At 43.8% G+C, this 14,686-nt stretch carries 15 protein-coding genes; 6 read left to right on the top strand and 9 right to left on the bottom strand.

Features of this window, described 5'->3' with window-relative positions:
* Nucleotides 1–54 precede the first annotated feature (54 nt).
* The 6 genes from LQ226_RS18815 to LQ226_RS18840 all read left to right on the top strand — a co-directional run bounded on the left by LQ226_RS18815 (nucleotide 55) and on the right by LQ226_RS18840 (nucleotide 6,973).
* Complete coding sequence (locus LQ226_RS18815) at nucleotides 55–1,038, top strand: NAD-dependent epimerase/dehydratase family protein (protein ID WP_231419594.1); 984 nt, start codon at nucleotides 55–57, stop codon at nucleotides 1,036–1,038.
* A gap of 149 nt (nucleotides 1,039–1,187) precedes the next feature.
* Nucleotides 1,188–1,691, top strand: a complete 504-nt coding sequence (locus LQ226_RS18820) for an RNA polymerase sigma factor (RefSeq protein WP_231419595.1) — start codon at nucleotides 1,188–1,190, stop codon at nucleotides 1,689–1,691.
* Nucleotides 1,684–3,768, top strand: a complete 2,085-nt coding sequence (locus tag LQ226_RS18825; RefSeq protein ID WP_231419596.1) for a TolB-like translocation protein — start codon at nucleotides 1,684–1,686, stop codon at nucleotides 3,766–3,768. Before LQ226_RS18820 ends, LQ226_RS18825 begins: the two co-directional genes overlap by 8 nt.
* A 177-nt stretch (nucleotides 3,769–3,945) precedes the next feature.
* A complete protein-coding gene (locus LQ226_RS18830) occupies nucleotides 3,946–4,755 on the top strand; it encodes a ZIP family metal transporter (protein WP_370635537.1) in 810 nt (269 codons plus the stop codon).
* A gap of 88 nt (nucleotides 4,756–4,843) precedes the next feature.
* On the top strand, nucleotides 4,844–6,154 hold the full coding sequence (locus LQ226_RS18835; protein ID WP_231419598.1) for a DUF2254 domain-containing protein: 1,311 nt from the start codon (nucleotides 4,844–4,846) through the stop codon (nucleotides 6,152–6,154).
* A gap of 15 nt (nucleotides 6,155–6,169) precedes the next feature.
* Entirely contained in the window at nucleotides 6,170–6,973 is an 804-nt protein-coding gene (locus tag LQ226_RS18840) for a DUF368 domain-containing protein (protein ID WP_231419599.1), read from the top strand.
* Between the two features lie 200 nt (nucleotides 6,974–7,173).
* Here the strand turns inward: LQ226_RS18840 and LQ226_RS18845 are convergent, their stop codons facing one another.
* From LQ226_RS18845 to LQ226_RS18885, 9 genes are all read right to left on the bottom strand, one after another.
* Nucleotides 7,174–7,302 (bottom strand): YjcZ family sporulation protein, encoded by a 129-nt coding sequence (locus LQ226_RS18845; RefSeq protein ID WP_231419600.1) that lies wholly within the window; start codon nucleotides 7,300–7,302, stop codon nucleotides 7,174–7,176.
* A 51-nt stretch (nucleotides 7,303–7,353) separates the two neighbouring features.
* A complete protein-coding gene (locus LQ226_RS18850) occupies nucleotides 7,354–7,461 on the bottom strand; it encodes a YjcZ family sporulation protein (protein ID WP_231419601.1) in 108 nt (35 codons plus the stop codon).
* A gap of 185 nt (nucleotides 7,462–7,646) precedes the next feature.
* Entirely contained in the window at nucleotides 7,647–9,074 is a 1,428-nt protein-coding gene (locus LQ226_RS18855) for a dihydrolipoyl dehydrogenase family protein (RefSeq protein ID WP_231419602.1), read from the bottom strand.
* 15 nt (nucleotides 9,075–9,089) lie between these two features.
* Nucleotides 9,090–9,671 (bottom strand): CDP-alcohol phosphatidyltransferase family protein, encoded by a 582-nt coding sequence (locus LQ226_RS18860; RefSeq protein ID WP_231419603.1) that lies wholly within the window; start codon nucleotides 9,669–9,671, stop codon nucleotides 9,090–9,092.
* 21 nt (nucleotides 9,672–9,692) lie between these two features.
* Nucleotides 9,693–10,346: a TVP38/TMEM64 family protein gene (locus tag LQ226_RS18865; protein ID WP_231419604.1), complete on the bottom strand. Its 654-nt coding sequence runs from the start codon at nucleotides 10,344–10,346 to the stop codon at nucleotides 9,693–9,695.
* A 1-nt stretch (nucleotide 10,347) separates the two neighbouring features.
* Nucleotides 10,348–11,334 (bottom strand): ABC transporter ATP-binding protein, encoded by a 987-nt coding sequence (locus tag LQ226_RS18870; RefSeq protein ID WP_231419605.1) that lies wholly within the window; start codon nucleotides 11,332–11,334, stop codon nucleotides 10,348–10,350.
* Nucleotides 11,331–12,140: an ABC transporter permease gene (locus LQ226_RS18875; RefSeq protein WP_231419606.1), complete on the bottom strand. Its 810-nt coding sequence runs from the start codon at nucleotides 12,138–12,140 to the stop codon at nucleotides 11,331–11,333. Before LQ226_RS18875 ends, LQ226_RS18870 begins: the two co-directional genes overlap by 4 nt.
* 1 nt (nucleotide 12,141) lies before the next feature.
* Nucleotides 12,142–13,002 carry an ABC transporter permease gene (locus LQ226_RS18880; RefSeq protein ID WP_231419607.1) on the bottom strand — a complete coding sequence of 287 codons (861 nt, stop codon included), beginning with the start codon at nucleotides 13,000–13,002 and terminating at the stop codon, nucleotides 12,142–12,144.
* A complete protein-coding gene (locus LQ226_RS18885) occupies nucleotides 12,980–14,218 on the bottom strand; it encodes an ABC transporter substrate-binding protein (RefSeq protein WP_231419608.1) in 1,239 nt (412 codons plus the stop codon). Before LQ226_RS18885 ends, LQ226_RS18880 begins: the two co-directional genes overlap by 23 nt.
* Nucleotides 14,219–14,686: the final 468 nt, after the last annotated feature.

A 14,686-nucleotide genomic window follows, 5' to 3' on the forward strand; every position in this document is an offset into this window, starting at 1 on the left:
AAGGAAAAGGAAAACCTTTTACATATTCTGAAATGATCTAAAGGAGGCGCTTGTATGCGCATTTTAATCTTAGGCGGCACGGTGTTTGTGGGTCGTCATTTAACAGAAGCAGCATTAGAGAAAGGCCATGAGGTTACCCTCTTTAATCGAGGCCGTACGAACCAGGATTTATTCCCAAACGTTGAGAAGTTAAAGGGAGACCGTTCTAGTGACTTAGAGGCGTTAAAGGGAAGAGAATGGGATGTTGTCATTGATGCTTCTGGTTATACACCGAGTCAGGCAACAGCAGCAGCGGACCTGTTAAAGGATTCTGTAAAACGCTATATCTTCATTTCTTCTATATCAGCTTATCGTGATTTCCACGAGAAATATGTGGATGAGAGCTATCCTGTTGGACAACTTGAAGACGAGACAACAGAAGAAGTAAACGCCAATACGTATGGTCCTTTGAAAGCATTGGCTGAGAAACAACTTGAAGAGGTGATGCCAGGAAGAGTTCTGAATATCAGACCAGGTATTATTGTAGGTCCTCATGATCCTACAGATCGATTTACGTATTGGGTTATGCGTTTCGGACGTGGCGGCGAAGTGCTTGTGCCGGGTAAACAAGACCGTCCCATTCAGTGGATTGATGCGAGAGACCTATCAAAGTGGATCATCCAAATGGCAGAACAAGAAGAGACAGGGACCTACAATGCTGTTGGATATGACGAAGAGCTAACCATGAAGAAATTTGTGGATGCCCTTATTAAACAAAATCCGAATGCAGAAGATCGTTGGATTAGTGATCAGTGCTTGTTAGATAATGATGCTAAGCCATCTTCAGATCTACCTCTTTGGATTCCAGTCTCAGAAGATCACCCGCACGGTTTTATCCTTGCCTCTAATAAGAAAGCGAGAGAAAAAGGTCTTACCTTCCGTGCGCTAGAAAACACGATTGAAGACACAAGAAAATGGTTTGAATCAAAAGAGGATACGGATATGCGTGTCGGAATTGAACCTGATAAAGAAGCAACCATCGTAAGGCGCTGTAAATAAGATAACATTCATACTCCCTTCAAAGAGGGGGTATGAATTTTTTATGTCCATACATAAATCCTCAATAAATTTCCATAAAAGTGTAATGCAATCCAAATCTATACGTCTAAAGAGTAAAGCGATACAAAGGAAGTGGGGGGATGTAAAGAATGGAAGAGCGTGTTGTCATTGAAGAATGGTTCGATGCCTACAGTGATGATCTCTATAATTTTCTTATTTATTATACAGGCTCTTCTGACGTAGAAGACCTGATTCAGGAGACGTTCATTAAAGCGATTCGAGGATATAACAGCTACAAAGGCGAAGCGAAACCGAAGACATGGTTGTATCAAATCGCCCGCCGTGTAGCGATTGATTGGGCACGGAAGAACAAACGAATGAATGGGAAGAACCACATGCCCCTTCAGGAGGACCAGCTATCATCAAGTAAGACGCCAGAAGAGGTCTATCAGCTCGAAGAAACAAAACAAGAAATTTATCGTGCTATTAGAACGTTGAAGCGCAGTTATCGCGATTTACTGCTCCTTCGATGCGTAAAAGACTTTACCGTTCAGGAAACGGCCTCTGTCTTAGAATGGAGTCCAAACAAGGTGAGAGTCACCTATCACCGCGCCATGAAAGCTTTGAAAAAGGAGTTGAGGAACCATGCGTGACGAAGACCTACACAAACAAATGAGCGAATTTCCTCACAATCAAACTCTTTCAAATCAAAAAAAGGAACAGATGAAGCAAGCTATCCGAAATGAATTAGGGAATGAAAAAGAACCTGACAAAGAACCAAGAAGGAAAAAGTGGACAGTTGGGATCGCGGGCATTGCCGCTCTTGCCTTATTTCTCATTACGGTTCTCTCACTTGGGGACTTTTCTAGCCAACAAGGCACAGACTTAACTCCGGAGGAAGAAAAGGCGAAGGAAGACATTCAGAAAGAACTAGAAAGCTCACGTGTAGAAGGGTATGCGTGGTCGCCTGACGGTCATACGGTTGTATTTCGAAACAACCTGGAAGAGCCTGTCTTATCCATGCGTACTGTAGAACGTCCTTCCACTACAACAGCCTTAACCTCCGCTGCAGGCATGCAGTCATTTGAGTGGTCCCCGGATAGCCAGTATGTCCAAGTGGTCTATGACAATCAAGAATCTTATGCAGTCCGTTACTATAACAAAGAGACGAAAGAGCAATCACCGTTCTTCATCCCGCAAGCAACGCAAATACCCGTTTGGAAAGAAAATGGGGCCAGTATTGCCACTGCTCATATTATCCAGAATGAGAAGCAAATGAGTGAGAACGCTGTGATGATCCATCATTTCAAAGAAGGAGAAACGAAGCGGATGCTTCAATCAAAAGACGTTTCGTACCATGTAACAGCGTATAAGGAGGAAGAATTAAAACTGCTCGAGATCAACACTCAAAATGGTCATCAGTCTCAAGTGGTGTTTAACCGAATAGATGGCACATGGGAAAAATCTGTTGAAGAAGAAAATCATGAACCTTATTCAAAAGCTTACATTGAAGAAACCTTAAAGCAGAACCAGGGGGATATAAAAGATTACGAATGGTCGCCGAATGGGGAAAAGGTTTTGATTATGGAAGTGCTTGAAAATCGTCTTGCTCTAAAACAATGGAACGTGGGAGAGGAAAGCCCTGTTATTCTCCATGATGGAGCGGATCTGTTGGCTGATCAGGTCGCAGAGATACGATGGATGGCTGATCAAAAAGCGCTTGTGGTTCTAAAAAGAGGAGAGCAATTAAATTCACGCCTCCCGTTCACCTGGCTAAGTGTAGATCTTGGAAATCAAAAGACTTCAAAAGCAAGGCAATCCGTTTCTATGCCTGTATGGGGACCGGACGGGGATAGAGTAGCTGTATCAGAAGGTGTTAAAGGGCCTTATGAAAACAGCATTATGATTTATACACTAGATGGATCGAAAGAACCGGAACGTATCTATAGCATTCCGCAAAATGGAGGAGGCCTATCAGAATTGAAGGTTGATTCTTGGCCGTCTCCAGACCAAATGAACGTACTTCGAACACAAGGCGAGTCAGAAGCGCCAATCCTTTTAGTAAACGAAGAGAACTCGTGGAAGCGAAAGCTCGTTCAGGAGGAGATCCCAATACGTGCCTTCAGAGAGATTTCCATTAACCAGTCGCTTCCGAATGAAGAGCCTTATTCCATGTGGGAGGAAGTCAGAAGAGATGACATCGGAGGGGAGATCAGTGCTACGGTTCATTTTTATGAACAACTAAAGGATGATCCAAATTCTCCAGTCATGGCCTATGTGAAGCGAGAAGGTTACTGGTATCGAATCGGAAAAATAGCAAGGATACAAGACGAATTTAAAGCGGAACGGGTCGTTCTGGATGGTTCATACGAAGGGATTGCTATTCATGGTTACGACTATGAAGGTGGAGGGCAAGAGTCTAGCACCGCTGTTCTTCAGTACCATCCTAACGATCGTTCATTGTCATTTGAAGCACGTATTCCGAACTTTACTAGGATGGATTTAGATGGGGATGGGACTCGAGAAATTCTTGGTTTCTCAGAAGACGATCGACTCCTGTATCAATTTAGCGATTCAATTACTTCATATGTCTCGCTAAATAGAGCTATCGGCACCTCGTCCATCACGATCCAGGAAGTAAATGGGGAAGAGATCATTCATGCTGAAGCAGAAGATGGTCAAAAGGTTCGTTATTCTTATAACGGGAAAGAACTCATTCCTAAGAACTAAAAGCAGCCCACCAGGGGCTGCTTTTTTAATTTGTAAGGCGTAACCCTTTAACATTGACGATCTTTCTTGTAACCATATAAAATGAATTCGACAATAAAATTTGCGTATGCGCAAAAATCGACGGGAAATAGTAATAAAAAGAGGTGAAACAGACACATGATGACATCATTCGAAGCAATATATGAGGGATTTCAATCGATGACACCTGTAATGCAAGCTTTGATCGCAACTTTATTTACGTGGGGGATGACAGCAGCTGGCGCGTCTCTTGTCTTCTTCTCAAAGGGTACGAATCAGAAATTCATGGATAGCATGCTGGCATTCGCCGGAGGTGTGATGATTGCGGCCAGTTACTGGTCGTTACTTGCTCCAGCCATTGAGATGGCATCTGAGCAAGCTGTCCCGCAATGGGTACCAGCAGTTGTGGGCTTTTTATTAGGTGGATTCTTTTTGCTTTTAGTGGATAAATTGTTGCCAATGCTTAACAATAACCAATACTTGCACGATATAGGAACAAATGATTCTAAACGCCGAACGACCTTATTAGTTTTTTCTATTACGCTTCACAATATCCCCGAAGGGTTAGCTGTGGGTGTAGCCTTTGGTGCACTTGCTTCATCTTTCACAGAGTCTGCTTTGGCTGGAGCCATGGCTCTTGGGATTGGTATCGGGATCCAGAACTTCCCGGAAGGACTTGCTGTTTCAATGCCACTGAGACGTGAAGGCATGTCTCGGAAGAAGAGCTTCTTCTATGGTCAGTTTTCCGGTATGGTTGAACCCATTGCGGCTGTAATCGGGGCAACAGCGGTGATCTATATCGAACCATTGCTTCCTTATGCGTTGAGTTTTGCAGCTGGTGCTATGATCTTTGTGGTAGCCAAAGAGATCATTCCAGCTTCCCAGGAAAAAGGGAACACAGAACTCGCATCCATTAGTTTATTGATCGGCTTTGCTGTTATGATGACGTTAGACGTTGCGTTAGGATAAATTCATGTCCCCCTGTTCGAATGAAAGTACAGGGGGACTTTTTTAGATTCATGCACTGTACAATCTGCTAAGAGAAAGGAAGTTACATATGAGAAAGACAGCATGGTGGTTACGTATACGAAATAGCTATTGGTTCCTTCCGACTGTATACAGCATTTTATCCATTTTAGCAGTGGGAATAACAACAGTAGCTGACTTGTTTTTCATAGAGGATTTTGCAAAGGTTATTCCTTCTATATTCTTGACCAATCGAAGCGTAGCAATGTCTTTATATACAGCTCTTATCACATCGATCTTAACGATGACGACGATTAGTTTCTCATCCATTATGGTGGTATTAACGACGTACTCGCAGCAGTTCTCTCCAAGGACTCTCCAAGATTTCATGAGTGATCGGACGACTCAGCACGTATTGGGAGTGTATGTATTTGGTTTTATTTACACACTCTGCAATTTACTTCTCCTCACAAAAGATAAGGAACGTCTCCTGGCCAGCCCCTTCCTTACGGTTGTAGTGGCGATTACGACACTTGGATTCTTTGTGGTGTTTATTCATCACTCCACCCGCTGGGTTCAGGTCAATAATTTAATCGGTAAAATTCAGCATGAAACGTACGATGTAATTGGTAAGACGTTCTCAGAGAAACAGTATGATGTCTTTCAGGACTGGGACCAACAAGAGCTCGACCAGGTTCAATCTGGTTTGGATCATGTTGTACACGTACAGCGCTCGGGTTACCTTCAACATATCGAATTTAAAGCGTTCATCCAGTGGGCAAAGCAGCATAAGGCCACCGTCTGGATGCATGCACAAGTAGGAGATTATGTGGAGAAAGGAACACCGATATTTTCTTATACGGCAGAGCAAGAGGAAGCGGACATAAATGAGACGGCTGGTTTGAATAATATGATTGTGGGAAAAGAACGAACGAGCCTTCAGGACATAGAATTTTCCATACAGAAGTTAGTCGAGATTGCACTCCGGGCGATCTCACCAGGGATCAATGATCCACATACAGCGATTAATTGTATCAACCGGATTGGATCCTTACTGTCTGAGTTAGGCCACAAGTATAAACCGTTTAAATATTATACAGATGAGGATGAAAAGTTACGGATTATTCTCATGCCAAAGCCTTATCGTGAATATCTTTATAAGAGCTTTTATCAAATACGTTTGTACGGAAAGCATGATGTCTCCGTGATGAACGGGGTTTTAGAAGCGCTTTATAAAACAGCACTTGTAAACGATGGGGAGATCAGAGAGGATATTTGGAAATTTTCTGTTTATATAATTGATGGAATCAAAGATGAAGGGTATCATGAAATAGACCTTAACGTAATAAGGGACATCGCTTCAGAATTGGCCGAGCTTTGTCAAAAAGAACCTGTGATTTAAAGGAGATAGAAAGTTATGGAGTGGAGAAACATATACAGAGGAATGCTGATGGGGGCAAGTGACGTCGTACCCGGCGTTAGTGGAGGAACCATCGCCGTACTATTAGGGATTTATGACCGCTTAATTGAAGCGATTTCGGGTGTGTTTAGTAGGGAGTGGAGGAAGTATATAAGTTTTCTCATTCCTTTAGGTATTGGGATCGGAATCTCGATTGTTTCACTGAGTAAATTGATTAGCTATTTGTTTGAGCATCATGAACAACCTACGTTGTATTTCTTCCTTGGTTTAATAATTGGGGTCATCCCGTTTTTACTACACCAAGCTGATTACAAAGAAAACTTTAAAGGTAGTCATATGATTTTTCTGCTTGTTTCTGCAGCACTCGTTGCATCTATGGCATTCTTTGAAACGGGTGAACCTCAATCCTGGGAGGGAAGTTTGTCCACCGCTCAAATGATTGGTCTATTCTTTTCAGGCTGGATGGCGAGTATGGCTATGATTTTACCGGGAATAAGTGGATCCTTCTTATTACTTTTAGTTGGAGTTTATAAAGTTGCAACCGATGCTGTTTCCCAATTTCAAATTGGGCGCATCGCCCTTATCGGAGCTGGCGTAGCTGTCGGGCTTTTAATCAGTAGTAAGGCGATTCGTTATTTGTTTAAACGATTCCCATCTCATACCTATGCTACCGTAATTGGTCTAGTAATTGGTTCGATTTTTGTAGTATTTCCGGGGATGCCGGATGATCTCATTCTTTGCCTGATTACGTTTATTGGCGGTTTGTTAGTGGCGTATTTGCTGGGGAAAGTTGAATATTAGGACAAATAGATGCTTACGTTAAAAGAGGCCATCCTTTTTAGGATGACCTCTTTTTTGTAGTCGTTTGCGCTTTTCATGAGATCCAGCTCCGGCGGGGAGGGCCTAGCGAGATAAGCAATCTACCTCCAGTCTGCTACGCAGACTTACAGTAGCTTGCTTATCCGTACGGCCCTGACCACCCCGCCTGCGCTTTTCATTTCTTAAAATCTAAATGCTGTTGCGCCTACGATAATTAGTAGGATGAACAATACAACGATCAGTGTGAATGTTCCTCCGTAGCCGTAACCGCCGCCACCGTAACAACAACCGTATCCACCATAACCGTACATAACATCTTCCTCCTTTATGATCTCAAGAGATTCAATCATTCTTCATTAGACTTAGTAACCGTAGCCACCGTATCCTCCAAATTGCGATGCTCCTACGACGATGAGTAGGATGAAAAGTACAACGATGAGCGCGAGCCCTGTGCCGTATCCTTCACTCATTTGAATCCCTCCTTCAAGATCTGACTTCTTTACTACAATATGCAGATGACCCGAATTTGGTTGGGTTCTTCCGCGAATTCATCAAAAATGGACGTTTGCCTAGAGATTTTGAGAGGTGTATTGTCCTCCTAGTCCCACAACATAAAAAGAGCTGCTGATGGCGAACCATCAGCAGCTCTTCTGCTTTATCTGAACCACTTAATATATTTCTCTGTAATCGACGGGACCACGCCGCTGAATAGTTTACTTCTCCAGTATTCGTTACTGGCACGTTCAATTGCGGCTGTGTGATTGGGGTAAGGATAGATCATACTGGAAAGTTCTCCGATCTTCATTCCTTTTTCAACAGCTAAAACAGCTACTTGCATCCAGTCTCCTGCTCCTTTCCCAATGGCGTGTGCTCCTAATATATGCCCTTTGGTATCTGTGATAAATTTAATGAAGCCTTCTGACTTGTGATCGGCCACGAAGCGGTCCACATCCGCCAGATCGGTGTGATAGATCAGGACGCCATCATGTTTCTCTTGCGCTTCTTTCTGCGTGAGGCCAAGGTGGAAGACTTCTGGTGTGATGTAGGTGTTCCATGGGATTAACTCATAAGACGCCTTGCGACTTAGTCCAAACACCGCATTTTGTACAACTGTTTTCCCTTCATACCCCGCTACATGAGTGAAAGGAGGCGTTCCGTTCACATCTCCGATGGCGAAAATATGTCCGACGTTTGTACGAAGCGTCTCATCGACTTTTACAAACCCCCGCTCGTCCATATCGACGCCAGCCTGATCTAGATCGAGAGAATCTGTATTCGGCTTACGGCCTGTTGCCAGGAAGATTTGGTCAGCTTCTATTACATATTCTTCATCCTGAACGGAATAATGAACGTAGTTCTGTTTTCCTTCTCGAGAGGTTTTCTTTACATTTGCATCTGTAATGATCGTTAGCTCTCGTTCCAGTATCTCTTGCGCTTTCTTCTGGATATCTTGATCTTCCTTGCCTAGTACCCCAGGGCCGGCTTCAAGAACAGTGACTTCAGATCCAAGGCGTGCATAGGCTTGAGCAATTTCAAGACCGATTGGGCCTCCGCCAATAAAGACCATTTTCTTCGGTAGTTGTTTAAGGTCAAAGACAGTTTCATTTGTAAGGTAACCTGTTTCTTTCAGCCCTTCGATTGGAGGTACGTTAGGTCTTGAGCCGGTTGCAATTATGATGCGTTTTCCAAAAAGAGCTTCCTCTTGGTTCTCAACCTCAACTTCATGGTCACTTCGAAACGACGCTCCTCCTATATAGACATCAATTCCTAAGTCTTCGAAGCGTTCAATGCTGTCATGTTCCTGAAGGTGCTCAATTGATTCCTTGACGCGTTGATTAATCATCTTTACATCGACTTCACCTGATGCCTGTACGCCGTACTTCGATACACTTCTGGCATGGTGAATTTCGTTAGCTGCTTCAATAAGAGATTTAGAAGGGACGCAACCGAAGTGGAGGCAGTCACCACCTAAGTCTTCTCGCTTTTCTACTAAGGCTACCTGGGCTCCCAGGGAAGCGGCTCCTGAAGCTACAGTAAGGCCTCCTGCACCGCCGCCTATAATGATGATGTCATATTGTTTCATCGTTTTTTCCCCTTTCTAAGGCAAGATTCGTTTTGCTTCTATAAAGCGCTGCAACGCTGTAAAGACTTCTACAGCGAAGAAAGCAAGCGTTGACCACATTAAGATGGATGGAAAGAGCATCATGATGCTGAAGAAGATGAAGCCTTCCGTACGCTCTGCCACTCCTGCTTGGTAATAAAAAGACTTAATCCCTTGCTTTTCAGACACAGCCCCGACTGTTAGGAAGATGGTCATTGAAAAGATAATCGAGACACTTAAGAGAAGAAGGGGCCACATAACTTCAGGATGAAGATAGGCGATGCCTAAAATAATGCTAATCTCAACAATTCGGTCAAACGTAATATCCATGACGGTGCCGAAGGAGGATGGTTTGGTCATTCTGGCCATTGTTCCGTCAACAGCATCTAAAAAACCGGATAGCCAAAGAGCGACTACAGCCAGAATGGGAAAGCCAAGAGCATAGATCCCACCTGAAGCAATACCGATGATAAAGGCAATGGTTGTAACTTGATTGGCGGTTAATCCGAGTGTCGTCAACCACTTGGATGTGTGTTCAATCGATGGCTGAACGTATTTCCTAGCATGTGTGTCGAGCATTTGTTACACCTCCTGCGCTCTCTATCCTGTAAAGCCGAGCCATCGCTTAATCCTTTCTCTAAACAAGAAGGTGATGGCCATTAGCGCAAGAAGAAGAGAGACAGCTAACATAATTTGTTTAACATTACCGGTTCCAAGACTAGCGCCCAAATAGCTGTAAACGAGCGTCCCTGGGAACATTCCAATCATGGTTGCCGGGATGAAGGATCGAAAGTTGACCCTGGTAATGCCAGATACATAACTTAAAAGATCAAATCCAACGATGGGAGTCAAACGAAGAATAAGAACGTATAAGAAGCCATTCTGATCTATTTTTTTAAATAATTGTTCGGACCATGAAAAGTTTTGAACTTTGACGAGTGAGTCGCCGAAGAAACGTCCCATAATGTATCCTGTCACTGCAGCTCCTGTTGCTCCGAAGAGGATATAAAGAAAACCAGGCCAAACCCCATACACAAAACCTGCTACGAGCGATAGGATAGAGGTCGGAAAGAAAACGATAGGGCCGAGTGCATAAATGAGAAAGAAGATAAAAGGGGACCACCACCCAAATGATTGAACAAAGGTGCTTATTTCATCTTTTCCCAAATTGAACTCGAATCGAACAATATAAGCGGCTATACCAAATAGAATGAGTACAATCACTGGTTTTATCCAATTTTTCAATTGTTTCATGTTACTCATTCCTTTGCTTTAAATTTGTAAACGTATGAACCGTATCAGGGTGTGCTGATACATAAACCGTTTCATCCCACTGAAGGCCAAGGGAACTAGAAACGGTGACTTGTTGATTTACGTCTGCAATAAAGATTTGATAAAGGCTGTGTCCATGGATATGCACCTTATTCTTCATCGTCCCTTTCCACACCCATTCAGTTTGATGCGGTGTGGATTTGGATAAGAATAGGGATTGCACAGGAATGTAGGTCTCCTTGTCGACAATTAGATGGTCGCCAAAGAAATCGGCGACAAAGGCATTTGCGGGAACGTGATACACGTGTTCAGGTTCACCGATCTGCTGAAATTGTCCGTTTTCAAAGACGCCGACATAATCCCCCATCTCCATGGCTTCTTCTCGATCATGTGTAACAAAGACAGCCGTGATGGCCTGATCCTTTAGCAACTGTCTGACCCAGGCACGCATCTCCCCTCTAAGACGAACGTCCAGGCTACTAAAGGGCTCATCGAGTAAGAGAAGCTGAGGGGAGATAGCCAAGGATCTGGCTAGTGAAACTCTCTGTTGCTGACCGCCGGATAATTCATAAGGGAATTTTTTTTCATAACCGGTTAGCCCAACTTGGTTGATCAATTCTTGTGCACGTCGCATTCTTTCTTTTTTCTTTATTCGTTGAAAGGATAACCCGTAGGCAACGTTCTCAGCGATTGTCATATGCGGAAATAGTAAAGGATGCTGAAATACCAAGCTTACTGGGCGTTTATTGGCATCAAGGTTCGTGACTTCTTGTTGATCTATGATGAATGTCCCTTCAGTAAACGGCTCTAATCCAGCTAAGCAACGAAGAAGGGTTGTTTTCCCGCTTCCTGAAGGGCCTACGATACTTAAGATCTCTCCTTTGGATAAGGTGAACGAGAGATCGTTGAAGATGGTGTCATTATGGAATGATTTCGATGTGTGATTGACTGTGATAAACGATGCTGTCATAAACGAGTCCTCCAAGGATTTTGATACGGAAGGAGCGATAAAAGAAGCTCCATAGACAGGTAGAATAAGACGGGAAGTAAAGCGAACCAGGCAGAAAAGGCGGCAAGAACGGTACTTTCAGCTGAATCTAAGAATGGGAAGTAAATCATAGCGAGAGTTACCACATTCCCGCCCCCGATAATGGCTGTAATCACATACTGGCTTAGGCTAATGACAAAGATTAAGAAAACCGTACTTCTGATAGATGGCATGAGGAGAGGGAGTTCTACACTCCAGAAGCGATGCCATCTTGTTGTGCCAAGTACTTGTGCTTGTTGTAAGATCCCGGTTCCCATAGATGCGTATCCGCTTCGTAACATTTTAATACTATAAGGGATAGTCGGTACGAGATGAATGAGCACTACCCCGAGCCACGTGTCGGTCAGACCAATTCGAATCATAGCCACATGAAGGCCCATTGTAATGGCAAGCAAGGGAACAATGAGTGGGAGTAGGAAGAGTGCATCAACAACGGCTTTCCCTTTAAAAGAATAAAAGGCCAGTGCCTTTCCGGCTAAGAGACCGATGATGAGATTAAGTACCACGACAAGGGCACCAATGCCGAGGGAAACAAAGGTAGCTTGAATCAACTTTGCCTCAGAAAAGAGTGCCTCCCAGCCTTTTAAAGAGATCATCATTTCTGAACTGCCATTACTGCTAATGTTCATGAATAAGCTTTTGGCGAACAAAAACACGACAGGTAAGATGAACAGGAGCCACGTGAGAACCCAAAATTGAATTTTTTTCTGTTTGCTAAGGCGGTTCATACTAATCCTGTCCTTTCGTGAGAAGCATCCGTTTCCGATTCATGACTGAAAATGCAATAAAACTGACGATACCAATAATGACACTGGTCATAACCATCGCAGCGAAAGCTAAAGGTCGATCATTCCAATCCCCCGAATAGAACCAATCATACGTTAAAACGGAAATCATCTCTGGGAAAGTCGCCCCAAGAAGGAAGGGAACCTCATAAGCACTTAGAATAAAGGCGAATAAAATAATCCCCGTCTCCACTAGCGCCGGGAAAACCCATGGCCACTCTGCATCTTTAAATGCCGCCCATTTCCCACCCCCTAATGTCTCGACGAGATCTCTGTAGCCTTTATCGTGCTTCGTGTAGATCGGAAGCAACATTAATACGACAAAAGGGGTTTCTTTGCCCACATAGGTCAGAATCATCCCAATTCCATTTTGGTCGTTTGTCACAATGGGAAAAGCATCTGTGCTCGGTATGAAACCGATCTCGTTCAATAGATTAGAGATAAGGCCGCTCTGTTCAAACAGAAGAAGAACAATATACCCCCATACAAAGTGAGGGAAAAGCATCGGGAGCCAAATGCTTAGCTTGCCTGCTGTTCTCTGGATGAATGGTGTGAAGCTTCTGGTAATCAGCACCCCAAGTAATAGCGAAAGAGCGGTGGCGATTAAGGTAATACGGATGCTGTACCCGAGTGACTCATAGAAGCTCTGTTCGGTAAATAGTGTTGTGTAGTACTTGGTTGTAAACGCCCCTTGATCTTGTAAACTCGTACGTACGGCTGATAGGAAGCCGTAAAGTGGCAATGCGAGAAAGAGTAAGGCTGGAACTAAGAGAACCCAAGCCTTATTCGCCTCTGATAACTTCATCTTTCCAATTCTCCTTTATCCACTCTACATATTGGGCGTCGGCCTCTGGTAGGAAGCTCTCTTCTAAAATTTCATTGGAGAGGACACTTTTGCCTCGGTTTAATGACTCAAAGGCTTGCTGATCTTCTTCTGAAAGCTTATCTATGCTGATTGGTGTGTTATCTCCCCAGTTTGTTGGCTTCAATTTCTGAAGCTGAGCCTCAGGAGATAGCAAGAAATTAATCAACGTCATGGCTCCTGCTTTATTTGGGCTATTGTAAGGAATAGCTAAGAAGTGAGTGTTTCCAATTGACCCTTCATCTAGAACAAAACTTCGAGTTGAGTCAGGGAACTCATTGTTCTCAATCATGTGTTCAGCACGGGCTTCGTTATACCCCATTGTCATGGAAACGTCTCCTTTGCTATACAAACGATCTAATTCAGCTAATGAAGAAGGATAGTGTTTTCCCTCTCTCCATAAATCTGGCTTTATTTCATTCAAGTAGGACCACATATAATCCCCGGCGCTACTTGCACGTTCTTTTGAAAATGGCTCTTCGACCAGGGTCTTCGTATCCTCAGCTCCTTTGTAGAGGAGGTGTCTTAAGAACGCATTCCCTGAGAAATCATCTGGATTTGGATAAGTAAACTCTCCTGGGTTGTTATGAATCCATGTCTTCAATTCTTGAAAGGTTTCAGGTGGTTGTTCTATTTTGTCCTGATCGTATAAAAAGACGAATTGAACTTTCCCCCACGGAGCTTCATATCCTTCAGTAGGGGTTCCGAAATCATAATCGAACGCTAAGCTATCCTGTTCATAGTAATCTTTGAAGTTAGGAAGTTGATTACGAAAAGGACCATAGAGCAGATTGTTTTCTTTCGCATTTTTAAAATTCTCTCCGTTTACCCAAATCACATCAATCGTACCATCTTGTTTATTGGCCTGTTTCTCTGAGTAAAGTTTCTGGAGGATGTTGCCTGTGTCCATAGGAGTTCGCTCTAAATGGATGTTGTATTGTTCTTTCATGCGAGGGGCGACCCATTCGTCTATATAACGATTGATGCCCTCATCGCCACCCCACATATGAAGGCGCACAGTGGTTTCGGAGGCTTTGGTTTTAATATCTTCCCAAGATGTATCTTGTAAGGACTGATCAGTACCATTTGTTTCTCCGTCTGCATTGCTACAAGATGTAAGGATGAGTAGGAGTAAAAGAAATCCTATAACTCTTTTCACTTGTAATCCCCCTTATTGAAATCTGTTTTTATAGTTGGGCCCCACAGGACGTGGGGTCGTTCGATGTTGGTTATTGTTGTGGCGTTTTTAGTCGAACTTCCACTTTACCTAAACAGTCGCCTTCGCTTTTCTGGCCTAGATCCAGCTCCGGGCCGCAGACACTCTGGACATAAGGCAACCCCCTTCGTGAGGAAAAGCACCTCACTGCGGGTTTTGTCTTATGCCTGCCGTGCCTAAGCAGCGGCCCTGCGCTTTTCATGAGATCCAGCTCCGGGGGCTAGGGGCTAGCGAGATAAGCAAACTACCTGCAGTGGCTAACGCCACTTCCGGCATTTTGCTTATCCGTACGCCCCTGGGCAAGCCCCCTGCGCTTTTCGTTCTAGATCCAGCTCCGGCTCCTAGCCCCTAGCGTCATAAGCAATCTAACTCCAGTCTGCTGCGCAGACTTCCATTAGCTTGCTTATGCGG

Origin of the sequence: Pontibacillus sp. HN14, from assembly GCF_021129245.1 — a bacterium.
Classification (GTDB): domain Bacteria; phylum Bacillota; class Bacilli; order Bacillales; family BH030062; genus Pontibacillus.